Source organism: Flavobacterium gawalongense, from assembly GCF_007097265.1.
Classification (GTDB): domain Bacteria; phylum Bacteroidota; class Bacteroidia; order Flavobacteriales; family Flavobacteriaceae; genus Flavobacterium; species Flavobacterium gawalongense.
In genome coordinates this window covers 116803-141650 of the sequence record NZ_VJZP01000001.1, presented here as the reverse complement: position 1 = coordinate 141650, position 24848 = coordinate 116803, and the positions used below count along the sequence as shown (strand labels likewise).

The 24848-nt window shown below is 32.2% G+C and carries 24 protein-coding genes and 1 pseudogene; all 25 read left to right on the top strand.

All coding sequences use genetic code 11. From position 1 onward, the window contains the following. Positions 1–103: 103 nt before the first annotated feature. Positions 104–397, top strand: a pseudogene (locus FNW38_RS00665) (BRO family protein); the annotation flags it as partial. A gap of 48 nt (positions 398–445) precedes the next feature. Further along, the gene (locus tag FNW38_RS00660; RefSeq protein WP_143385770.1) at positions 446–676 is read left to right on the top strand and encodes a hypothetical protein; all 231 of its coding nucleotides are present in this window, start codon (positions 446–448) and stop codon (positions 674–676) included. A 3-nt stretch (positions 677–679) separates the two neighbouring features. Beyond that, positions 680–1519: a BRO family protein gene (locus tag FNW38_RS00655; protein WP_143385771.1), complete on the top strand. Its 840-nt coding sequence runs from the start codon at positions 680–682 to the stop codon at positions 1517–1519. 258 nt (positions 1520–1777) lie between these two features. Beyond that, complete coding sequence (locus FNW38_RS17650) at positions 1778–3004, top strand: ABC transporter ATP-binding protein (protein WP_235890119.1); 1227 nt, start codon at positions 1778–1780, stop codon at positions 3002–3004. After that, on the top strand, positions 2970–3707 hold the full coding sequence (locus FNW38_RS00645; protein ID WP_144064411.1) for a class I SAM-dependent methyltransferase: 738 nt from the start codon (positions 2970–2972) through the stop codon (positions 3705–3707). The genes FNW38_RS17650 and FNW38_RS00645 overlap by 35 nt, the downstream gene beginning before the upstream one ends. A 34-nt stretch (positions 3708–3741) precedes the next feature. Further along, positions 3742–4812, top strand: coding sequence for a glycosyltransferase family 4 protein (locus FNW38_RS00640; RefSeq protein ID WP_185963058.1), 1071 nt, complete (start codon positions 3742–3744; stop codon positions 4810–4812). A gap of 10 nt (positions 4813–4822) precedes the next feature. Next, positions 4823–5614 (top strand): glycosyltransferase family 2 protein, encoded by a 792-nt coding sequence (locus tag FNW38_RS00635; protein ID WP_235890118.1) that lies wholly within the window; start codon positions 4823–4825, stop codon positions 5612–5614. A 333-nt stretch (positions 5615–5947) separates the two neighbouring features. Then, entirely contained in the window at positions 5948–6715 is a 768-nt protein-coding gene (locus tag FNW38_RS00630) for a hypothetical protein (protein WP_185963057.1), read from the top strand. Next, complete coding sequence (locus FNW38_RS00625; protein WP_144064414.1) at positions 6712–7572, top strand: hypothetical protein; 861 nt, start codon at positions 6712–6714, stop codon at positions 7570–7572. Before FNW38_RS00630 ends, FNW38_RS00625 begins: the two co-directional genes overlap by 4 nt. Then, positions 7572–8483, top strand: coding sequence for a glycosyltransferase family 2 protein (locus tag FNW38_RS00620; RefSeq protein WP_144064415.1), 912 nt, complete (start codon positions 7572–7574; stop codon positions 8481–8483). Before FNW38_RS00625 ends, FNW38_RS00620 begins: the two co-directional genes overlap by 1 nt. Continuing rightward, entirely contained in the window at positions 8480–9712 is a 1233-nt protein-coding gene (locus FNW38_RS00615) for a glycosyltransferase family protein (RefSeq protein WP_144064416.1), read from the top strand. Before FNW38_RS00620 ends, FNW38_RS00615 begins: the two co-directional genes overlap by 4 nt. Before the next feature lie 14 nt (positions 9713–9726). Continuing rightward, entirely contained in the window at positions 9727–10398 is a 672-nt protein-coding gene (locus FNW38_RS00610) for an FkbM family methyltransferase (RefSeq protein ID WP_144064417.1), read from the top strand. A 78-nt stretch (positions 10399–10476) separates the two neighbouring features. Further along, positions 10477–11433, top strand: a complete 957-nt coding sequence (locus tag FNW38_RS00605; protein WP_144064418.1) for an IS1595 family transposase — start codon at positions 10477–10479, stop codon at positions 11431–11433. Between the two features lie 28 nt (positions 11434–11461). Then, positions 11462–12460, top strand: a complete 999-nt coding sequence (locus FNW38_RS00600; RefSeq protein ID WP_144064419.1) for a glycosyltransferase family A protein — start codon at positions 11462–11464, stop codon at positions 12458–12460. 3 nt (positions 12461–12463) lie between these two features. Next, entirely contained in the window at positions 12464–13384 is a 921-nt protein-coding gene (locus FNW38_RS00595; RefSeq protein ID WP_144064420.1) for a glycosyltransferase, read from the top strand. Between the two features lies 1 nt (position 13385). Beyond that, positions 13386–14036, top strand: coding sequence for a methyltransferase domain-containing protein (locus FNW38_RS00590; protein ID WP_185963056.1), 651 nt, complete (start codon positions 13386–13388; stop codon positions 14034–14036). Between the two features lie 231 nt (positions 14037–14267). Beyond that, entirely contained in the window at positions 14268–14936 is a 669-nt protein-coding gene (locus FNW38_RS00585) for an acylneuraminate cytidylyltransferase family protein (protein WP_144064422.1), read from the top strand. Between the two features lie 4 nt (positions 14937–14940). Next, complete coding sequence (locus FNW38_RS00580; protein ID WP_144064423.1) at positions 14941–15981, top strand: N-acetylneuraminate synthase family protein; 1041 nt, start codon at positions 14941–14943, stop codon at positions 15979–15981. A gap of 36 nt (positions 15982–16017) precedes the next feature. Beyond that, complete coding sequence (gene neuC, locus FNW38_RS00575; protein WP_144064424.1) at positions 16018–17139, top strand: UDP-N-acetylglucosamine 2-epimerase; 1122 nt, start codon at positions 16018–16020, stop codon at positions 17137–17139. Continuing rightward, positions 17139–18536 (top strand): hypothetical protein, encoded by a 1398-nt coding sequence (locus tag FNW38_RS00570; RefSeq protein ID WP_144064425.1) that lies wholly within the window; start codon positions 17139–17141, stop codon positions 18534–18536. Before neuC ends, FNW38_RS00570 begins: the two co-directional genes overlap by 1 nt. Continuing rightward, on the top strand, positions 18529–19617 hold the full coding sequence (locus tag FNW38_RS00565) for a glycosyltransferase family 4 protein (RefSeq protein WP_235890117.1): 1089 nt from the start codon (positions 18529–18531) through the stop codon (positions 19615–19617). The genes FNW38_RS00570 and FNW38_RS00565 overlap by 8 nt, the downstream gene beginning before the upstream one ends. A 31-nt stretch (positions 19618–19648) precedes the next feature. Beyond that, the gene (locus FNW38_RS00560) at positions 19649–21082 is read left to right on the top strand and encodes an MBOAT family O-acyltransferase (protein WP_144064426.1); all 1434 of its coding nucleotides are present in this window, start codon (positions 19649–19651) and stop codon (positions 21080–21082) included. Continuing rightward, positions 21082–21960: a hypothetical protein gene (locus FNW38_RS00555; RefSeq protein WP_144064427.1), complete on the top strand. Its 879-nt coding sequence runs from the start codon at positions 21082–21084 to the stop codon at positions 21958–21960. Before FNW38_RS00560 ends, FNW38_RS00555 begins: the two co-directional genes overlap by 1 nt. A 3-nt stretch (positions 21961–21963) precedes the next feature. Then, complete coding sequence (locus FNW38_RS00550; protein ID WP_144064428.1) at positions 21964–23124, top strand: glycosyltransferase family 4 protein; 1161 nt, start codon at positions 21964–21966, stop codon at positions 23122–23124. A 179-nt stretch (positions 23125–23303) separates the two neighbouring features. Continuing rightward, on the top strand, positions 23304–24845 hold the full coding sequence (locus FNW38_RS00545; RefSeq protein ID WP_144064429.1) for a glycosyltransferase family 2 protein: 1542 nt from the start codon (positions 23304–23306) through the stop codon (positions 24843–24845). Positions 24846–24848 lie beyond the last annotated feature (3 nt).

Here is a 24848-nt window from a genome sequence, read left to right as displayed (position 1 = left end):
AAGTAATAAAATTTTAAAAAAATTATAGCTGTGTCTATAGAAAATAATGAGATAAGTTAAAGTTATAGATACGTTTTCTGTTTGAGGAAAAAAAGTTCGGTCTGCTTGGAATGAGCAAGAAGAGAAATGGTGTTTTTTAGTTACAGATATTATTGAAGTATTAACCGAAAGTACAGTTCCCAAAAGGTATTGGAGCGACTTAAAAAAGAAGTTAATCAAAGAAGGAAGTCAAGTGTACGATAAAATCGTACACTTGAAAATGATAGTAGAGGATGGTAAAAACCGACAAACGGACACAGCTGATACTGAAACAATTCTTCGTCTCATACAATTCATTCCTTCTCCAAAAGCGGAATCTTTCAAACAATGTTTGGCACAAATTGGAATACTTTTGTAGATTGGAAGAGTTTTATAAAGATAAAATTATAATTTGATTATATTTAAAATGAGCCAAATAAAATTATTCGAAAGTAAACAAATTAGAAGTCAATGGGACGAGAAAGAACAAGAGTGGTTTTTTGTTGTTGTTGATGTAGTTAGTGTTTTAACAGATAGTTCGGATCCAAAAGATTATTGGTATCGGATGAAAAAACGAGAAAAAATATCGGGTTACGAGTTATCGACAGTTTGTCGACAACTAATGATTATCGAAGATTTAATAAATATGAAAAGCTAAATAATGATGAGTGATTTAAAATTATTTGAGACAGCAGCAATACGTTCTTACTATGATGAGGAAAGAAATAAATGGTATTTTTCAATTGTAGATGTTGTTGAAGTCCTCACAAATTCAATCAACCCGACGGACTATTTAAAAAAACTTCGAAAACGAGATGCTGAACTTGGTAGTTTCCTAGGGACAAATTGTCCCCAGATAGCCATGATAAATAAATCAGGGGTAAAAAGGAAAACATTAGCAGGCACCAATAAAGATGTGTTAAGATTAATCCAGTCCATCCCTTCTCCAAAAGCGGAACCTTTCAAACAATGGTTGGCACAAGTGGGAGCCGAAAGAATTGCCGAAATTGAAAATCCTGAGTTGGCACAAGCCCGCATTAGAGCCACCTATAAAGCCAAAGGCTATAGCGATGAATGGATAGAAAAACGCATACGTGGAATTTTAGTCCGTGATGAACTCACTAATGAATGGAAACAAAGAGGCGTTAAAGAAGGGAAAGAGTATGCGATTTTAACTGCCGAAATCAGTAAAGCAACATTTGGGATTATTCCAAGTGAGTATAAAACACTAAAAGGGTTAACAAAATCATCCGACAACCTTCGGGATCACATGACGGACTTGGAATTGATTTTTACAATGCTTGGCGAAGCTTCAACTACCGAAATAGCCAAAAATAAAAATGCCAAAGGGTTTGTTGAAAACCATAAAGCAGCTAAAGCGGGTGGAAGTGTAGCCGGAAAAGCGAGAAAGGATTTGGAACAAAAGTCAGGTAAGAAAATTGTGAGTAAAGAAAATTTCAAACAGCTTTCAGATAATCAGAATACGAAAAATTTAGAATAATAATAATAATAATAGTAATAATCTAAAAATCCAAAAATGGATGCTATTGTTGTTTTTTAATAAGAAGGTGCTTTTTAAGCAAATTTTAGATAACAGATGGCGGGTAGCAGATTTCAGGTTTCAGATTCAGGATTATATCGTTATTGAAATTATTGTTATTTTTTTATTTTTATTAAAATTGCCATTACTATTGAAATTATTATTGATATTGCGAATTAAACAATTAATCATTTCAACACATAACCAATTAAACCTCCCTTGAAAGACATCATATTAAAAGCCGAAAACATATCTAAGCAATACCGCCTCGGACAGGTAGGGACAGGCACGCTGAGTCATGACCTGAACCGTTGGTGGCATCAGGTGCGCGGTAAGGAAAATCCGTATTTAAAAATTGGAGATACCAATGACCGAAGCACCAAAGGAACATGTGATTATGTTTGGGCCTTGCAGGATATCAATTTTGAAGTGGAACGTGGTGAGGTTTTGGGTATCATAGGCAAAAACGGAGCAGGAAAATCGACATTATTAAAGATATTATCCCGCGTTACTGCACCCACTACAGGGAACATCAAGTTTGGTGGCCGTGTGGCTTCTTTGCTCGAAGTTGGGACGGGATTCAACGGCGAAATGACTGGTCGTGAAAATATATTTCTGAATGGTGCCATTCTGGGAATGACCAAAAAAGAAATTGCCTCTAAAATAGACGAAATTATTGATTTTTCTGGTTGCGAGCGCTATATTGACACGCCGGTAAAACGCTATAGTAGCGGGATGACCGTACGTTTGGCTTTTGCAGTAGCTGCTTTTTTGGAACCAGAAATCTTGGTTATTGATGAGGTTCTCGCCGTGGGTGATGCCGAGTTCCAGAAAAAAGCGATTGGCAAGATGCGGGATATTTCTCGTCAAGGAGGAAGGACTGTTTTGTTCGTGAGTCATAATTTGACAACTATACAAGATTTATGTAATAATAGTATTTTAATGGATAAAGGTTTTATTACAAGTTATGGAAAAACAAAAGAAATATTAAGAGAATATCAAACTGCAATTAATATTGTTCAAAAAAATGATAGAATTGTATTAAAATTTGATTTTGAAAATAACAATAATATTTGGGGCATTAATGAATATTTGACAATAACTTTAAATAATATTAATATTGAAAAAGGATTGATTATGGATATTTCATTGAATGATTTATTTGGTAAAAAATATTTTTCAATTGAAGGAAGTAAATTAATTAATAAATTAATTTTTATTGATACATTCCAATTCAAAATCTTAAACCCAGGAATTTCTGATACAATTTTATCAATGGATATCGGTTTTAGAAAACATCAATTGCACAATTATGAAATTATTCTCTCTAATTTGTGTCAAATAATAACACCAGAAATTTCTTTAATTAATCCTATAAGAGGATTTATAATACCTAAAATACTTGTAAAACATGAAACATCTAACGACTTTAGATTATTGGACTAAAGCACATGGCAATATAAATATAGAATTAAATTCAAATGATTTGATAAAAAAATGGATTTCAAATTATATTGATTTTAAAAAGATAAAAAGTGTTTTTGAAATTGGATGTTATCCTGGCAGATATCTTACGATTTTTGGAGATCAAGGCGTTGAAGTAAACGGTGTTGACTATATCAAGGATGTTAGTAAATTACCTGATATGTTTAAGTTAAAAAAATATAAAGTAGGGCAATTCTATAATTCTGATTTTTTCGAGTTTACACCAGATAATAAATACGATTGTGTTATGTCATTAGGCTTTATAGAACATTTTCATAATTGGGAAAAGACTATGATTAATCATTTTGATTTTATTAATGACAATGGTTATTTAATTATTGAAGTGCCTAATTTTAGAGGACTGTTACAAAGAATTCCAAGAATGTTATTCGATTATAAAAATTATAAAAGACATAATTTAGATTCGATGAATTTAGAAGCTTGGAACAGAATATTAATTGAAAATGATTTTGAAATTATTTATAGCGGTTACTTTGGGGGTTATATACTATGGTTTGAAGTAGAGCAGGAAAAAAGAATAAACAGACTATTTAAAAAATATATAATAAGATTTTTAACATTTATAAGAAAAATATTTTTCCATTCTAAAGATGAAAGTTCATGTTTTTCTTGCGCAATTGGAATCATTGCCAAAAAGAAATAACCTTTTCATTGTAGAAATATTAAAAAGATATATTGTGAAGCAAAAAAGATTTAAGTTAATATTGTTTTTTATTCCTTATCATCATATCGGTGGAGCGGAACGGGTGCATTTAGAAATAATTAAGTCCTTAAAATATAAACCTATTGTTATTTTTGACCGCACAGATGGTACTGTTTTATCGAAGGAATATCTAAAGAATGCACATTGTTTTTTTGTGACAAATCAAAAGAGAAAGAAAATTTTGATTTATTTAATTCAAATAATTTCCTATTTACTGCCACTTACTTTATTTGGTTGCAATAGTGGTTTTTACTATCAAATTCTTTCAAAAATTAAAAATAATGTTACGACTATTGATTTAACTCATGCATTTTCTTTTCCAGAACATGGCATGGAAATTACATCATTAAAGTATATTCATTTATTGGATAATAGAGTCGTAATAAACAATAAAACTCTAGAAGATTACCAACAACTATATGCTGAGAACAATATTGATGATAATTATTTAGATAGATTTAAAGTAATTCCTAATGGTGTGCAAATTGGCGAATTTATGTCAGATACTATTTTTTCGAGATTTAATGATTTTACAATTGGTTTTGTTGGTAGAAATTCAAAAGAAAAAAGACCTGAAGTTTTTTTTGAACTAGTAAACTGTATTGAAAATTCAAATGTAAAAGCAAAAGTTATTGGAGATAATTTTAATGATTTTAAAGAAAATTACAAACAAGTAAAATATTTTGAAGGCTGTAATAGTCCTGAACTGGTAAGAAAAGAATTTTCTGAAATTTCTCTTTTGATTATCCCTTCAAGTCGAGAAGGTTTTCCTTTGGTCATTATGGAAGCTATGGAATTAGGGATTCCAGTAATTTCGATAAATGTAGGGAGTGTTTCTGAGCATGTGATTAATGATTTGAATGGGTATTTGTCTGTAGATAATTCAGAAAGTGAATTTATAAAATTTGCCTTGAATAAAATTTTGTTACTTTCGTCCAATAAAGAATTATATAGTAGATTGTCAATTAATGCAAGGGAATATGCTGTGAATAATTTTGATTTAGATACATTTCAACAAAAATATAGGAGTTTATTTTATGATTAAAGTCTCTATTATGGTTCCCTGTTACAACCAAGCTCAATATTTGGATGAGTGTTTACAATCGGTTTTGGATCAAATATATCCGAATTGGGAATGCATTATTGTAAATGATGGTTCACTGGATGACACAGAAGCAATAGCTCAAGAATGGATTCACAAAGACAACCGGTTTATTTATTTAAAAAAAGAAAATGGGGGATTGAGCAGTGCGAGAAATTACGGAATTTCTTATGCCAAAGGTGAATTTATATTGCCTTTAGATGCTGATGATAAAATAGCATCTCATTATGTTGCGCTTGCACTGAAAGAATTTGAGAATAATAGTGATACTAAAGTTGTTTATTGTCAGGCAGAGAAATTTGGAGAAGAATTTGGAATTTGGCAATTGTCGCCATTTTTTATCTTAAATTTAGCAAGACGTAATATGATTTTTTGTTCGGCTATGTATAGAAAAAAAGATTGGGAGTTGGTTGGGGGATATGATATTAATTTGATTTATGGTTTGGAAGATTGGGAATTTTGGATTGCGATTTTGAAAAATGGTGGAGATGTAAAGTGTTTAGATGAAGTAGGATTTTATTATAGGATTAGAGAGAAATCGATGGCAAGGATAATCAATCTTGAAGAAAGAAATTTTTCAGAGCGGTACGTTGCAAAGAAACATATTGATTTTTTTCTGTCTAATTATGACGAATTGTTAGGAATTAACGGAGAATTAAATAGTAAGCTGAAAAGTGAAAAAGTATTGTTAAATGAGTTGTGTTTTCAATTATTTGGTTTTAAAATTTTTAATTTAAAAAAATAATTATTCTACTACTCTTTATAATAATTTGTTCATTAATAAGTAATCTCTCTGGAGAATTGTCAACAATATAGTAACCTGAGTTCGATTATTATTTTTTAAGTGACAAACTGTTTATTAAATGATTTGTTATTTATTACGCATCCTGCAAGGTCTTTTTTTGACCTTGTAGGTATAAAATTTACAATCAGTCCTACAAGGTCAAAAAAACCTTGCAAGACTAAAATTACTATTAAAAATCAATATTTTAACAATCGAACTCAGGTTAGTGATAAAATTGACTATTAATGTTATGACGATAAGTATGTTTGCTTAGCGAAATTTAAAGATTTGTTTATGAAGGTTACATTTGAAATAAAGGTTTATGAAAATGATTGGAAATATGTCCTGTATGGAAACTATTTGGAAAAATTGATTAATAACTGTAATCATAATTTTTATTGTAAACAGCTAGTAATTAACAATGTATTGGATGTTGCGGCAGTAAGAAAGTATGCTGAAAAAAAAATAAGAGAAGGGATTATTGATAGGATAGTTGTCGTGGAAGAAAACGTATCTACAGTCTTGAGTTATTTTGATTTGAGTCCAGAATCATTTAAAGACGGTTATAAATATTCAATTGCGGAGTTAATGGGAATATATTTCTGTGAAACGGAATATTTATTTCATTTTTCGAGTGATTCATTTGTCAGAAAATTTGAATTCGATTGGATTAAAAAAACAACAGGTTATTTGGAAGAAGCAGATAATTTTGTTGTTGCTAATCCAGTTTGGAATAACAAATATGATGAGGCTAAGAAAGAGTCTAAATATGAAATTGATAATTTTTTTGTTGGTTATGGTTTTTCTGATCAATGTTACTTAATTAAAGCGGAATACTTTAGAAAAAATATTTATAATCATACAAATTTAGAGTCTGAAAGATATCCGAAATATGGGGGGGAATTGTTTGAAAAAAAAGTTGATAGTTTTATGAGAAATACTGAACTTTTTAGAATAACCTCTAAGGAACTAAGTTATTTTCATGTAAACTTTCCCAAAAGATCATTTTGGTATAATTTTAAACTTTATATTTATTATGTATCTAAAAAAAGATTGAAATGAAAATAAATGTAAGTTATTTGCTGTCATATGATTATGGTTTGTTTATTACTTCTGTTAAGCAGTTATATGATCATGTTGACAAGATTGTTGTTGCTATTGATAGTGAAAGAAAAACTTGGAGTGGTAATATTTTCCAGATACCAGAATCATTTTTTGAAGAGGTTAAAAGATTTGATATAAAAAACAAAATTGAGTTTTACTTTGATATCTTTTATTTGCCGGAATTGTCACCAATTGAATGCGATACAAGGGAAAGAAATTTAGTTTCAAAAAAAATGGGTAAGGGCTGGTTAATTCAAATAGATGTTGATGAATATGTATATGATTTTAAAAAAATTGTTAAATATTTGAAGTGTCATTGGTATTTATTGATTTTTCCAAAATTAACGCCTATTGTGTTTAGAGCTAAATGGATAACATTATTTAAACAACTTCCTCAGGGATTTTTATATATTGACAATAATGAAACTTTTCCATTGATAACTAATATTCCTTATTATGATTATTGTAGAGAGAATAAAAAAAATAGAAATCATCAAACTTTCTTAGCTGTAATTCATCAATCTTGGGCAAGATCAGATGATGAGATATTGATGAAAATGAAGAATTGGGGACATAGAGATGATTTTGATATCATTAAATATTATGAGTTTTGGAAAAGTATTAATTTAGAAAATTATAAAAATTATAAAAATTTTCATCCTGTAGCTCCAGAAGTTTGGAATGAGTTACATTTTTTGAAATCAAATTCAATAGATGATTTTATAGAAAAATATGCTTCTCATAATTTTCAAAATTTGTTTTACATAGAGGCGAAAGTAAAGTTTAAAGCAATATTTAATAAATTACGCATGTAATGCTCGCCATAATAATCCCATACTATAAACGTATCTTTTTTGAAGCTACATTACTTTCGTTATCCAATCAAACTGATAAGCGGTTTAATATTTATATTGGGGATGATGCTAGTCCAGAAGATCCAACTTTTTTACTAGAAAAATTCAAAGGACAATTTGATTTTACTTATCGCCGTTTTGAAAGTAATCTAGGAGGTGTTTCTTTGGTAAAGCAATGGGAACGTTGTATTGCTCTTTCTACTAATGAAGAATGGATTATGATTTTGGGTGATGATGATATATTAGAAAATAATTGTATATCCTCATTTTATGCTCATATTCAGGAAATTGAACAAGAAGAAATTAATGTGGTTCGATTTGCAACAGTGGTCATTGACCAAAATAATGAAAAATTATCAGTGATTCACGTGCATCCTAAATTAGAGAAATCTATTGATTTTTTGATGCGAAAATTCAAAGGAGGTACAAGAAGTTCTTTGAGTGAATTCATTTTTAGAAAAGCGACTTTGTTAAATATTAGATTTAAAGATTTGCCATTAGCTTGGTATTCGGATGTTTTGGCTATTTTAGAATTTTCAGGGTTTAATTATATATATACCATTAATGAAGCGGTTGTCTGTTTTAGATGGAGCGAATTGAATATCACATCTAAGGGCGATAATCTAAAACAAAAGAATATAGCCTCTTTTAAATTCTATCATTATTTACTAAATGAAAAAAAATTTTTTTTTGATTTACAACAAAGCGGAATTTTATTATCCAGAATGGAGAAAACTTTTCTGGATAATAAAAAGAATATATATTTATGGACTCTCTTTACAAAGTTATATATCTCAAATTGTTATCTCAAAAAGTATTTAATTTTTATGGGCAAAGTGGTACAATCTATTTTAAAAAAAAGTAAAGCATGATGAGGTTTTTAGTAATAGCTCAAGATTTAAGAGTATCGGGAACCAGTGAAGGTATTGTCTCTCGTTCTTTTTTGTCAAAATTAAGAGTAGCTTATCAAGATGCAGTGATTAATGTGCTTTATCTTAAGCACCATCCTAGCGATGATCAATTGGATTTATTACCCGTTGATTCGATTGAAACGCATCTTCTAAATTTAAAAATACCTTTTTTTACAAAATGGGTTAATAAAATCTATTGGAGGTTGTTTCATGTTTCATTGAGTAAAAAGCATATTGATAAAGTGTATGGATTGTATATAGGAAAAATTGATTATCAAAAATATGATCATATTTTTATTAGAAGTTCAGGATTGGGATATGAGACTATTTTAGGAGCTAAAGATTTGCCTATTCTTAAAAAAGCCATTATCAATTTTCATGATCCGTATCCCGTTTTTTGGGACACAGGCTCAAAAAAAAAGATTTCCAACTTAGAACTTTTTAGATTCAAAGAAATGTATGAAGTGGTTACACAAGCAAAGATTTGTATAGCCCCGGCAAGTTTACTCTCAGAGGATATGGAGCATTTGTATGGCTCGAACAAAAAATTTTATACATTACCACATCAATATAATAAAAGTGTTTTTGATTTTTCAGATACTAGTAAAGTAAGACTAAAGAGCAAGGAAATAACGATTTCCTATCATGGGGCGATTCAATTTGGTAGGAATATAGATATTCTTTTAGATGCCTATCAAGAATTAATAGAAAACAATTTTTTTTATAAGGAAAATACGGAACTAGTTCTACGATTAAATGGACAGCAAAATAAAAGATTGAGAGAAAAATATTCTAAAATTGAAAATATTTTTGTTTTAGACACACTGAGTTTTTCAAACTCCTCTTACGAACAAATCCATCAATCGGATGTAGTAATAATTTTAGAAAATTGTTCAACACACAGTAATATTTTAGTAGGGAAAGCTCCCTTTTTAGCATCATTGAATAAACTATTGCTCTCTCTTTCGCCAGAAAGAAGTGAAATGAGAAGGTTAATACAAGATAATAGTTATACTGCTCATTGTAATGATAAAGAAGAAATCAAGCTAAAACTGGAAAATTTAATTATTAATAGAATGAATTCAAATAATCCCGTTTATCCATTTGGGGATTATTTTGATGATGAAAATTTCAAAAAAATGTTAGATATTGTTTTGTTCGAAAAAAGGATAAGTACTGAACTATATTAATCTTTATAATAAAAATGCTAAACAGAATTAGAGAACTTATTCGACAACGTTACAATATTAGTTTTTCTAAAACAGGGGATGATATTCAACTAATGAAGTTAATTAATAATAAAGTTCCTGGGGTTTATGTTGATGTTGGATCATGGCATCCTATAAATACTTCCAACACCTATTATTTTTATTTAAGAAATTGGAAGGGGATTTGTATAGATCCAAATCCAGAACTAAAATCATTATACAATAAATTTAGACCGAAAGATAATTTTATAAATGCTGGGATAGGGGAGCCAAACACTTCTTTAGAATATTATATGTTAGAGGAAAGTTCAATGAATACTTTTAGTAATGATTTTTTGAAAAAACATCAGTTGGAATCAAAAATTATGAATAAAATTAAAGTACCATTGTATTCCTTAAAAGAAATTTTAGATAATGCTTTAGATGAAAATGACCGATTGGATTTTTTTGATATAGATGTTGAAGGTTTTGATTTGGAAGTTTTAAAATCAAATGATTGGGATAAATACAGGCCAAAAGCGATTCTAATTGAAACGGATTTACCGATTCAAAATGATGTTAATTCTGAAATTGTACAATATTTAAAATCAGTAGATTATAGACTGGTTGCTAAGTCAATAATTAGCGGTGATTTAGGCAATCTGTTTTTAATTGACAATCAAAAATAATTAATTATGACTATCCGTTACTCGTACCAACAATAAAAAAAGTGTATATTTGAGGTGCCAACATATAAATGATTAGCTATGAACCTGCGTAAATTTTTTGAAAAATACCCCGATGAATCTGCCTGCATTGAAGGGTTTAAGGCAAAGCGTCTTGAGATGGGAGTTGTCTGCAAAAAGTGTGAACACACAGAGCATTACTTTCGCAAGACAGATTTGAAATTTCAATGTAAAAAATGTGGTAGTCGTATCAGTCTTCGTTCAGGCACTGTCATGGAAAATACCAATTTGCCATTTCAATATTGGATGCTTTGCATTGAACTCATGACTCTGTCAAAAAAGAGTTTTTCAGCATTAGAGATGCAACGCATGTTAGGTCACAAGCGTTATGAGCCCATTTGGTTTATGATGCACAAAATACGCCGAGTGATGAGCAAACGTGATGAGAAATATCAATTAAAGGGTTGTATTGAATTTGATGAAGGATTCTTTGAAAGGGTTGACAACAAAGATATTATTGAAGAAAAAGGCAGCGAAAATAGTCAAGAACCTACCCAGAATAAAAGAGGCCGTGGAAGTGAAAGACAAGCAAAAGTATTGGTGATGGTTGAATCTGAACCCAGTATCGCCGCACCAAAAAAAGGCAAGCCAAACAGAAAAGTTGGTTATCTAAAAATGGTAGTTATGGAAGATTTAAAATCAGAAACTATTAATAAAGAGGTTGAGAAATCAGTAGATAAAACAGCATCTGTATTGTCTGATGGCTATACTGGATATGCCAAACTTAAAGAAGTTATAACAAACCATTATGTTGTAGTGGAACCAAACAAGCAAAAATCGGCAAAGGTATTTCCTTGGGTAAACAGAACAATCAGTAATGCCAAGAAAGTACTTTTAGGCATCCATCATAATTGCGTAAATCAACAATATGTACAGAATTATCTTGACGAGTTCTGCTACAAATTTAACAGAAGATATTTTGGGGACAAACTATCGGATAGGCTTATGATTGCTGCATTAGAAACAACTTGGTATTAGTTACGGATAGTCATATAATTAATTATAAATGAGAGTCGGATCCAACCCCCAAAAACAAGAAAGAAAAATAAAATTGTCTACACATCACAGAGTGGTGGTTGTGGTATATATTCCTAATGAGGAAGGGTTTTACAAAGATTCTTTCGATGTTTTTAAATTATGCATCGATTCATTGGTCTCCACAATAAATTCAAATGCTGCCTTGACTATAGTTAATAATGGTTCCCATAAAAAAATATCCGATTTTTTAAATCTATATTTAGCAGAAAAGAAAATAGATACCTTGATTTCACACAATACGAATATCGGTAAAATAGATGCTTTAATTGGTGCTGCAAGAGGAGCAAGAGAGCAATATATTACCCTTACAGACTCTGATATTCTTTTTGTCAAGGGCTGGCAGGAAAAAGTAGAAGAAGTTTTTACTGTTTTTCCGAATGTGGGTTCTGTTTCTCCAATACCGGTACGAACAGGTTTGTATGCTGGAACAAGCTCGGTATTGAAACAAATATTGTTGAGAAAAATAAAATATATGTGTGTTTCAATACCAGAAAACTATGTGAACTATAATAAATATCTGGAAAGTATAAACTGGGACTTAGATATCCGGGAAGATGAAAATTGGCCTGTGGTTGAAAAAAAAGGAGTTAGGGCAGTTATTGGTAGCGGGCACCAAGTTTTAACAGTTGATAGGGACGTCTTATTTAAGACTACGCCTTCAAATCCCTCATTGACACTGGTGGGTAGTAATTCAGAACATAATTATGTTGATTTGCCTATTGATAAGGCGGGCAAGCTGAGATTATCAACCTACAATAATTACGCTTTCCATATGGGAAATACAATAGAAAAATGGATGATTGATGTACAGGGAGTTAATGTTAATGTCATAAAAAACACAGAAAACAATATAGAAATAATAGCTCCCTCTCCGGATTTATTTAATTCAAAAAGCAATAGTAAATGGTATGGTTTAAAGAAAATGATCATAAAGAAAATATTCTCTTTTTTTATTACAAAGAATTAATCAATGATGACAGAAGCCTCTTTCTCTATATTAATTACTACCAAAAATCGTAAAAACGTTTTGGCTTTTACCCTGGATAAAATAAAACATTTGTTGGAGAGGAAGGATGTAATCTGTATTATCTGTGATGATGGTTCAACAGATGGCACAACAAGTTTTTTACAAGCAAATTATCCTTTTATTCAACTCATTCAAAACGCAAAAAGCGAAGGGTTAATTTTTAGCAGAAATCGATTGTTGAATTTAACAAAAACAGAATTTGCGGTTTCCATAGATGATGATGCCCATTTTATTACGGAAAGGCCATTGGAATCAATAAAAGTTCATTTTGATGAAAATGTCAATTGTGGCTTGATTGCTTTGCGTATTTTCTGGGGATTGGATGAGCCTATAAAAACAGAGTGTTGCGAAAAATCACATCAGGTACAAGGATTTATAGGTTGCGCACATATATGGAGAATGTGTGCTTGGCGTGACATTCCCAATTACCCGGCTTGGTTCGTTTTTTATGGAGAGGAAGAATTTGCGTCCTATCAATTGTTTAAAAAAAATTGGGAAATCCATTATTTTCCTGAAGTCTTGGTTCATCATAGGGTAGATGTAAAAGCGAGAAGGAATAACCCCGATTATATTCTTCGATTGAGACGATCGTTACGTGCAGGTTGGTATTTGTTTTTCTTGTTTTATCCCATTGCCATCATTCCAAAGAAAATAGCCTATTCCCTATGGATGCAGTTCAAGCTAAAAGTGTTCAAGGGTGATTTGAAGGCCTTGCAAGCCATTTGTTTAGCACTGATGGATTTGGTGGGATCAATCCCGAAAATCGTAATAAATAGTAACCGATTGACTCAAGAGGAATATGAAGCCTATCAAAAACTTCCCGAAACTAAAATATATTGGCAACTGGAAAATAATCAGAAATAGAATGAAAAATTATAAAGATTTAAATAGGGGACAATGGGCAGAGCTCAAATTGAACGAAGTAAGTAATAAATTACCTAATAAAATAGTCAGCGATATTGGTTCTGGATATGGTTGGTTTAGGCCAACTGTCGAGAAATTTAATTTGCAATGGCAACCTTTTGATTATATAAGTAAAATTGAAGAATCAACTATTTGGGATCTTAATAACCCTGCTCCTGAAAACAAGAAGAGGCCAGGTTTTGTAGTTTTTATGGAAGTCTTAGAGCATCTTTCGAATCCGGAATTGGGAATAAAGAATATATCAAATCATATAGAAAAAGGAGGATACATGGTTTTAACTACACCCAACCCTTTGAGTGCACAGAGTAAATTTTCATTGTTTTTCAAGAATAATTTATATGCATTTCAGCCCAAACATTTAATTGAGCATCATGTTTATGTTCCTTTGCCCCATGTGGTTAAATTTCATCTTGAAAATAATGGTTTCGAAATACTTGAAGTCGCAACAATAGGACGATTAATCGCTCCAAAATTTACGTTTGGATTTAATTATATAAAAGGGTTAGTGCATTATTTTTTTTTGCAATTATTAGTTGTATTTATACCAGAATCAAAAGGACATACCCAAACTTTCTTTGTTGTTAAAAAATAATTTTATTGAGCTAACACTCTAGTGCATCTTAAAATGACCAGTCTGTAATTTGAATCTTGATTTTTTTATTTCTTAGAACTTATTTTGAAAATGAAAGGTGTTGTGATTGATGGAAACTATTCTCCTTGATAGTGGATTTAGGAATAAGTTCTTATTAATTTTAAAAGCACTTTAATAAACGTTATCTCGAACCAGAAAAAAAAGTATTTTTACAGATCTATAAATTTTCAAATGAAAACTATCGCAATAATTCCAGCTCGTGGCGGTTCTAAACGTTTGCTCAACAAGAATATCCTAAAATTAGGAGCTATTCCGTTGTTGGTTCACAGTATTTTATACGCTAAAGCCAATAGTAAAATTATTGATGCTATTTATGTTTCAACAAATGACGAGGGAATAAAAAAAATTGCACAAGAATATGGGGTGCAAGTGATTGACAGACCGGAATATTTATCAGGGGAATTTGAACCTACATTGACTGCACTACAGCATGCGCTGGAAGTTATCGAAGATAGTACTGTTGAAAATGTAATTTTATTACAACCGACAAATCCTTTGCGGCCTGAAAACTTGCTTCAAGAAGCTTTTGAAAGGTATCGAATGACTGATTCGGATAGTTTATTTACCGTTACAAGAAATCATCAAAAATTAGGGAAGATAGCAAGCAATTGTTTTGAACCTTATAATTATATTATAGGGCAACGCAGTCAGGATTTGGAACCGCTTTATTTTGAAAATGGTTTGTTGTATATCAGTAAATCAAGATTGATAAGAGAAGGTAAAATTATTTCAGAAAACAGCATCCCTTATGTAGTAAATCATATTTTTGCCAGTATTGATATTGATACTCAAGATGATTTTGATTATGCGGAATATTTATATCAAAAACTCATAACTTAGTTTGATGAATCCATATATAGAAATAGCAGGCAGAAAAATAGGATTGGATTTTCCACCTTTAGTCATTGCCGAGATTGGCATCAATCATGAAGGGTCTTTGCAAGTGGCTAAAGAAATGGTTGATGCAGCGCACAGAGCCGGTGTTGAAATGGTGAAACACCAAACGCATATTGTTGCAGATGAAATGAGTGGTGCGGCCAAAAAAGTTATTCCTGGTAATGCGGATGTTTCTATTTATGAAATTATGGAACGTTGTTCACTCAACGAATCTGATGAATTAGAACTAAAAAACTATGTGGAAAGCAAGGGGATGATTTTTATTTCGACTCCTTTTTCCCGTGCGGCGGCAGATCGCTTACAGCGATTTGATGTTCCGGCATACAAAATCGGTTCAGGGGAATGTAATAATTATCCGTTGTTGGAGCATATCACTTCTTTTGGGAAGCCTATTATTTTAAGTACTGGAATGAATACGATAGAAAGCATTACAAAAGCAGTTGCCATATTTGACAAACATAATATTCCGGTCGCCTTGTTGCATACTACCAATTTATACCCTACGCCAGTACATTTAGTGCGTTTGGGCGCCATGATGGAAATGCATCAAGTTTTCCCCGATAAAGTTTTTGGTTTATCAGATCATACCTTAAATAATAATGCCTCTTTGGGAGCTGCAGCTTTGGGAGCCAGTATTTTGGAACGTCATTTTACAGATCACATGAACCGTACCGGCCCCGATATTGTATGCAGCATGGATGAGAATGTTTGTGCAGAACTTATAGTTTCTTCTAAAGAAATTTGGCAAATGCGAGGTGGGAAAAAAGAACCAGCCCAAGAAGAGCAGGTTACTATTGATTTTGCTTTTGCTACGGTTTGTACGATTGCTGCTGTTACAAAAGGAGAAAAATTTACTAAAGAAAATATTTGGGTAAAACGACCTGGAACAGGAAAAATTGTGGCCGAACATTTTAATGGTTTGATAGGAAAAATCGCTGCGAGGACTATTGAAAATGATGAGCAGTTGGATTTTTCTGATTTTGAATAATAGCGTCTCGACTGCGCTCGATAGGACAAATAATAAATGAAAAAAATAATATTTCTCACCGGAACCCGAGCTGATTTTGGTAAAATAAAATCATTGATTTCAATTCTTGATTCCCATCATCAGTTTGAAGTATATGTTTTTGTTACGGGTATGCATCTACAAATGGAATATGGATATACGCTTTTAGAAATTGAGCGTTGTCAATTCAAAAATATCCATACTTTTGAAAACCACACTCACGAAACCACAATGGATTTAACATTAGCAAAAACCATTGAAGGTTTGTCCAGTTATTGCAAAAAAGTAATTCCTGATTTAATTGTAGTGCACGGAGATAGAGTAGAAACTTTGGCAGGAGCCATAGTGGGCTCTTTAAATAATATTTTGGTGGCGCATATTGAAGGTGGAGAATTATCCGGAACTGTTGATGAATTAATTCGCCACAGTGTCAGTAAATTAAGTCATATTCATTTTGTTTCTAATGATGATGCAGCAAAACGATTGCTCCAAATGGGTGAAATGGAATCTTCAATATTCACTATTGGTTCTCCTGACATTGATATAATGTTTTCAGATTCGCTTCCGGATTTAGAAAAGGTGAAACGTTATTACGAGATAGATTTTAATGACTATGCCATAGTGATGTTTCATCCGGTGACAACTGAAGCTAATGAAATGCAAAAGTTTGCTAAGAATTTTGTAATTAGTTTATTAAACGATTCTCACAATTATGTTGTGATTTATCCTAACAATGATTGGGGTAGTCAATATATCTTAGATGAATATTATACTTTAAAAAAGCATCCAAGATTTAGAGTTTTTCCTTCCTTGCGGTTCGAATATTTTTTGACATTGCTCAAAAATGCACAATATATTTTAGGAAATAGTAGCGTCGGGATTCGAGAAGCGCCTTATTATGGCATTCCCATTATAAATATTGGTACACGGCAACAAAATAGGGCAATTCATGCCAATATCATCAATGTGGATTATGACGAACAAAATATCACGGAAGCGTTAAGAACAATTGATTCCCATCAGGTTTTACAATCAAATTCCGATTTTGGACAAGGGAATAGCGCACAATTATTTTTAGAGTCCATAAAAAATCAAGAAATATGGGCAATCAATCATCAAAAACAATTTAGGGATATATAATGAAAAAACTAGGAATAGTAATTACCGATGGAGTGGGTTTTAGAAATTTCATTATGAGTGATTTCGTTACTGAAGCCACGCAACAATTTGATGAAATTATAATCTATTCAGGTTTGCCGATAAGTGCCTATTATGGGATTCCTCCATCTGGTATATCAATTAAGGAATTAGATGTTTTTGTTGAAGGGAAACTGACTTGGTTTTTAAGAAAGTGGAAAGAAGTGGCCCATTTGCAAAAACATCAGTCTTTTTATGGAATGAAAGACAATCTGGTTTCAGGTTATCCCCAAAATAATTCAGTACGATCCTTATTGGTCAAGAGTATTTATCTTCTTACCCGTTTTATCCACTCGGATAAAAGTATTTTGTTTGCTGAAAAATTGCAATTCCTATCTTTTTCCAAAAATAAAGTTACCCTATCCTATTTACAACTGCTCAAAGAGGACAAGCCCTCCCACGTCTTTTTTACGCATCAAAGGCCTCCTTATTTAGCCCCTTTTTTATACGCTGCAATTCAATTAAAAATAGCGGTAAGCACTTTTATTTTTAGTTGGGACAATCTGGCTTCCAAAGGCAGAATGCTGGGGCCTTTTGATTATTTTTTGGTTTGGGGTCATTTGATGAAAGAGGAACTGCTTACTTTTTATCCCAATGTAAAAAAGGAAAATGTAAAAGTGGTTGGAGCACCACAATTTGAGCCTTATGTAATGGATAAATACAAAACAGAGAAGCAAGATTTTTATAAAAAATTTAATTTAGATTGGAATACGAAAACAATTTGTTTTAGCTGTGCGGATGCCAGTATTGGCCAAAATGATCCTTTAGTAATACGTACTATTGCCAATGGGCTTAGGGGGAATAAAATAGGGATGTCTTGTCAATTTATGGTTCGTACTTCCCCAGCGGAGGATTCGTCCCGATTTGCTGCCGTTAAAAAAGACTTTCCGGAAATTATTTGGAATGATCCAAAATGGATATTGACCCGTGAAAAGCATGCTGAAAGTTGGTCGCAAAGAGTGCCAAGCGAAGAAGATATTAAAGATTTACGCTCCTTATTAGAAAATGTCGATTTGAATATCAACATGTGTTCGACCATGAGCCTGGATTTTATGTTGTTTGACACTCCCGTGATCAATACCGTTTTTGGTGACCCAGAAAATGGTTTGTACAACGACCAACGGTTTTTAAATTATGATCATTTCAAAAAAGTGGTCGATAGCCAATCGGTGACCATTGCCAAAAATAAGGTAGAATTGATTAATCAAATCAATGAGGCATTGAGTAATCCTAAGTCCAGAACAACAGAAAGAAAAGCAATGATTGATTTACAGATTAGTGAACCCTTATTGCAGACCAGCAAAAGAATAGCGGAAACTTTATCCCAATTCCATGATTGAACATCAAAAAATAGCTGTACTCTGTAAGTATGAACTGTTGCCTGAACGGGTAGGTGGAATGGACTACTTTTTTTGGCTTTTTGATCAGCAATGCAAAGAAAATGGTATTCAAGTGGACTGGTTTTTTCCGAATCAATCCGGCCATGGAGCGTATTCCAATCTGAGTATTCATGACTGTAATTATAATGTGGAAAACTTTTTTTTTACTTTTTGTAAGCAAAATAAAACGGACTATTCCCATATTATTACTCATTTCTTGGAACTGTGTACGCCTTCTTTTTATAAAATAAAACAGTTTTCCAAAGCTGAAATTATTGCAGTAGACCATAATCCCAGGCCGTTAAATGGTTATTCTTTGAAAAAGAAAATTGAGAAAAAAATCAAAGGGATTTTATTTTCAAGATACATTGATGTTTTTGTTGGGGTTTCCCAGTATACCGTAAATGAAATTATAAAAGATTTTGGAAATCATTTGCAAAAGAAAACCAGAACTATTTATAATGGTGTTGTAATCGAAGGTATTACTGAAAGAAACCAGCGTAACATTATAAATCCTCTTTTTTTGGTGGCATCTCATTTAAGGGAATCCAAAGGAATTCAAGATTTGATTGTTGCTGTTTCACTTCTTCCCATCGAAATAAAAAATGAAATTAAAATAGATCTTTACGGGGATGGCCCTTATAAAAACAATTTGATTGAAAGCATAGACCAATTTAATTTACAAAATTGCTTCACTTTTATGGGCAGTAAACCCAACTTAAAACAATTGTTTTCGAATTATGATTATATGTTGCAGCCTACCCATATGGAGTGTTTCAGTTTGTCCATACTCGAGAGTCTTGCTGCCAATGTGCCAGTAATTACAACAAATGTAGGAGGGAATGAAGAAGTAATTGTTGATGGTGAAAATGGATTTATTTATAAAGCCAAAGATATTTATGAATTGAAAGATATTCTTGAAAAGGTTTGTTTAGGCCATAAAAAAATTGAATCAAATACAAGAGTAGTTGTGGAAAATTCTTTTTCTTTGACAAAAATGGTTGCCAATCATTTGGCTTTGGTATTGGAGAATAAACCTTAATTTTACATTCTTAAATTAGTTAAAGTAGTCTATGTTTTTTAATTCATTATCCTTTGCGGTTTTCCTGCCGATTGTATTCTTGCTGTATTGGTTTGTATTTAATAAAGCCAAGAGTGCACAAAATGCAATCCTCATTGTAGCGAGTTATTACTTTTATTCCTGTTGGGATTGGCGGTTTTTGTTTCTGTTAGTTTTCTCCACTTTTTTGGATTACTATACCGGTATTCGAATCGAAAAGGCTAAAACTGAAACTGCCCGAAAATTTTGGTTTTGGTTGAGTATCATAATGAATCTGGGATTTTTGGGTATTTTTAAATACTATAATTTCTTTGCCGCTTCTTTTTCGGAATTATTGAATGGTTTTGGATTACAAACAAGTCCGTTATTACTAGATGTTATTCTTCCTGTCGGTATCTCTTTTTATACGTTTCACGGATTGTCGTATGTAATTGATATTTATTTAAAGAGGATTAAAGCCGAATACAATTTTGTGGATTATTCTCTGTTTGTCAGCTATTTTCCTCTTTTAGTGGCAGGGCCTATTGAAAGGGCGACTCACTTACTGCCGCAAGTAAAAGTAAAAAGAACCTTTGATTTTGAAAAAGCCAAAGAAGGTGTGTATCAGATTATTTGGGGATTGGTCAAAAAAGTGGTGATTGCCGATACTTGTGCGACCTATGCCAATGCCATTTTTGACAATTATACTTCGATGAACTCGTTGTCGCTGTTGTTGGGAGCTTTTTACTTTGCTTTCCAGATTTATGGAGACTTTTCGGGTTATTCGGACATGGCGTTAGGAATGTCCAAATTGTTTGGATTGGATTTGTTACGTAATTTTAATTATCCTTATTTTTCCAGAGATATCGCCGAGTTTTGGCGCCGTTGGCACATTTCCTTGTCTTCTTGGTTTAGGGATTATGTTTATATTCCTTTGGGAGGGAGTAAAGGAAGTAAATTAAAACAGGTTCGGAATGTATTTGTTATTTTTTTATTGAGTGGTTTTTGGCATGGCGCCAATTGGACCTTTATTGCTTGGGGATTTATCAACGCCCTTTATTTTTTACCCTTATTGCTTCGAGATAAAAATCGGTCTAATATCGAAACGGTTCAGTTGCAATGGGATTTTAGTTCCCTTAGAGTATTAGGAAGTATGTTTGTTACTTTTGCTTTATGCTGCTTGGCGTGGGTCTTTTTTAGGGCAAAATCGATAGATGCTGCATTTGACTATATAAAGCGTATTTTTACTAACAGGAATTTTCAAGCACAGTATCTGGAAAATGAGCGATATAACTACGAAATTATAGTGTTGATTCTTGCTTTCATTCTTGTAGAATGGAATAGCAGGAATCAAATAGAGCCTATTTCAGGAAGATATAGTGGATTGAAAGTAGCATTGTGCATTATGGCGATTCTCGCTTTAGGAACCTATTCGGATTACAAAGAATTCATCTATTTTCAATTTTAATGAAAAATTTTTTACGATTAACTAGCCAAATTTCAGTTACCATATTTTTATTATTGGTTGTTTTAGATTTTTTTTATACGACTGTTTATTTACATTCTTCCAAAAGAGGAAAAATTGAAGAGGTGTTCAATTCAAAGTCTCAACGGTTGGATGTAGTTTTTTTGGGGAGCTCCAGAGCCAACAATCATTTCGTTGCTCCAATGTTTGCTGACAAGGGTTTAAAAACATTTAATTTTGGCATGAGTGGAGGTCATTTGTTTGAAGCATCGTTGTTGTTGCAGCTAATGATAGAGCGTAAGTACATAATTAGAAATGTGATTGTAGAAGCCGATTTGAATCTGTCTTATGAAGGTAGAGCAGATGGTGTTGCGGCCAAGTTTTTGCCTTACATTCATCAATCAGAAACTATTAAGAACCATTTTTCAGGAGAGTCTGATTTTTTTGCTTGTTATTATGTTCCTTTTTACCGCTATATTGCATATGAGACTAAGATTGGTTTTAGAGAAGCATTTTTCACAGCAATTCATAAGGAGGGAGTCGGATTTAAAAATTTGGGATATTATCCGCTGGGAGTGAATCCTAAAGCCAATATGAAAAATGATATAAGAAACTTAAAACCTGTCCGCAATAAACATTACGAAAATATTAAACGTCTTTGTAAGGAAAACAAGATTAATCTAATTGCGATTATGACGCCCATGTGCTCTAATACTAAAGGATTGGATTATTTTCAGAAAGTCAATACCATCTATCCTGAAATTCACAATTATGAAGATGTCGTTCAAGGAGATCAGTATTTCTCGTCCTGTGGACATTTAAATGATTCAGGGGCACGATTGTTTACAAAGATAATTTTAAAAGATTTTTTCAAAAAATAAGATATGAAAATTGCCTTTTTAACTCCCGAATATCCACACCCGAAAACCGGAACCTCCGGGGGTATTGGTACGAGTATCCAAAACCTGGCTTTGGGATTGATACAGCAAGGCTGTTCGGTTCGGGTTTTGGTCTATGGGCAAAAGGAAGACGGTGTTTTTTATGATAACGGCATCTGCATTCAACAAATAAAAAATGTAAAACTAAAAGGGTTATCCTGGTACCTTACTCGAAAAAAACTTCAGAAAATAATCGATACCTTATATCAAGAAAAAGAAATTGATTTAGTCGAGGCTTCTGATTGGACTGGAATTACGTCTTTTATACGCCCGAAAAAATGTAAGATTGTTATTCGATTGAATGGTTCGGATACGTATTTCTGTCATTTAGATCAACGTCCGGTAAAATGGATTAACAAATTTCATGAAAAAAGAGCGTTGCAAAAAGCCGACGCCTTGCTTTCGGTAAGTCAGTTTACGGCTGATAAAACGAATGAAGTTTTTGGATTAGAAAGAAAATTCACGATCATCCCAAATTCGATTGATATGGGGCTATTTAGTCAGAATAACAATGACAGTGAAAATAACAAAGGCAATAACACCATTCTTTATTTTGGCAGCTTAATCCGAAAAAAAGGATTGTTGGAATTACCCTTGATTTTTAATGAAGTAATTAAAAAAAAATCAGATGCAAAATTAGTTTTGGTGGGTAGAGATGTTTCTGACATACTATCCGGAAATGTTTCAACTTGGCACATGATGCAGGGACTGTTTACGGAACAGGCAAGAACGAATGTGAATTATTTGGGAAGTGTACCCTATCAGGACATAAAAAAACAGATTAATGCAGCAACAGTATGCGTTTTTCCTACATTTGCTGAAGCTCTTCCTGTATCCTGGATAGAGGCTATGGCGATGCAAAAAACAATTGTCGCTTCCAATATAGGTTGGGCAAAAGAAATTATTGATGATGGAATAAACGGATTTTTAGTACATCCAACGGATCATACTGTTTATGCAAATAGAATTATTGACTTACTTGAAAATAAAGAATTGCAAAAAGAATTTGGGCTAAAAGCAAGAGAAAAGGTGGTTCAAAAATTCAGTATGGAAATAGTGGCACAACAGAGTTTGTCTTTTTATCAACAGCTCATAAATTCAAAATAGTGGATAATAAATATAGTTTTTTTTTAAAAAACAATTGATTAACTGAATCTAAGTAATGAGATTGAAATAATGTCATATTTGTTTTTTAACTCAACCTCAGTCTTTATTGAGGGTTTGACATTATAATATGCGACAATATATCGTTCCTATTACTTAAGCTTAAGATATTATATATAAAAATGAAATTTAAATTAAAGGAATATATCACACAATCTGAAGAAATTATTCTTTACAACGGTAATCCTGATTTTGAAAAATTAGAAGAGTTGTCAAAAGGAGCTGGTGACATTTGGCATAGTTCTTTTGAACAAGGATATAAAAATGCTTTTCCGGAATTAGTTTATCAAACAGCAGTTTTCTTTTGGTATCTGAATGATTTTGATGATTTAGATCAATGTGTAAGTTGGAGAGTCAATCCCAATGCATTTGCAGTTCGTAAATCTGTTTGGGAAATCGCAAGAGGTTTTGATTTAGATTATGAAAATATTCAGATGCAGGCTTTGGATTTTGGTTTTCAATGCATTCGTTTTCTTGGAGGGGTCCCTTTGTATGTTAAGGATTTATTCGCTTATACAGAAAAAGAAAAAGTAATAATTTCGTGTAGGGACCGGCATCTTTTTTTTAGGAAAAATTACAAAACTACTCATGCTATCTTTATGATTTATAGATTGGGGTTTTGGAAAATTTCGGAATGGAAGTCTTTGTTACAAGCAAAAAAGAAGTGTCACAAGCGTAATTTTACTGTCAAAATTCCCGTAAGAGAACTTCATAAGATTAAAGGAAATCCATCGATAAGTTATATCATACCTACTATGTTCAGGGAAGAATATACCTTGCAATTATTGGACGACTTGTCTTTACAAAATTATAAACCGAGTCAAGTTGTGGTAGTGGATGCAACTCCGAAAAGGGATAGGCAAGAAACTGTATACCAACAAAAAAAATATCCCTTTGAATTGAAAGTGATTTGGCAACAATCTAAAGGTAGCTGTCGGGCAAGAAATCAGGCCATTGCTTTGTGTACAGGTGAATATATTGTATTTGGGGATGACGATATTCGAATACCTGCGGATTTTATAGAAAACCATATACGATTTTTGCAAACTTATAATGTGGGCGCTTGTAATGGATTAGATATACGTGCGGATCATCATAGGCAAGATTTAAACGATTTGCAAAACAAATTGATAAAATTATATCGAAGTCAATTAATTGCTGGTAGTGCTCATATGTTTAGCAATGCAAATTCTTGTGTAAAACGAGAGCTAGTGAATCAATTGGTTGGTAATGATGTCAATTTTGACGGAGGCTATGGAGAAGATAGTGATTTTGGAATGTCATTAATAAAAATTGGTGTAACAGTATTAGCTAATCCATTTTCTGTCAATTTGCATCTGAAACCACCAAGCGGCGGCTATCGTTTTTGGGGAACGCAGGCTAAAATTATTGGAAAAAAAAGAAAATCACAACCTTGGGAACTGGACACTCCAGTAAAATCAGTCAGGCCTGTACCCAGTCCTACAATAATGTACGGAATTATTAAACATTATTCTCCTCAACAATTGATAGAATACAAGTATAAACATTTTAGTTATTATTTGTTTACCGGGTCTAAACTTGTTTTTTTTTATCGTCTTCTACGACTACCATATAAGAATGCTCAATTTAAGAAATCGGTTTTTTATGCACAAAAACTTATGAATTTAGGAATCAGACACTAATAA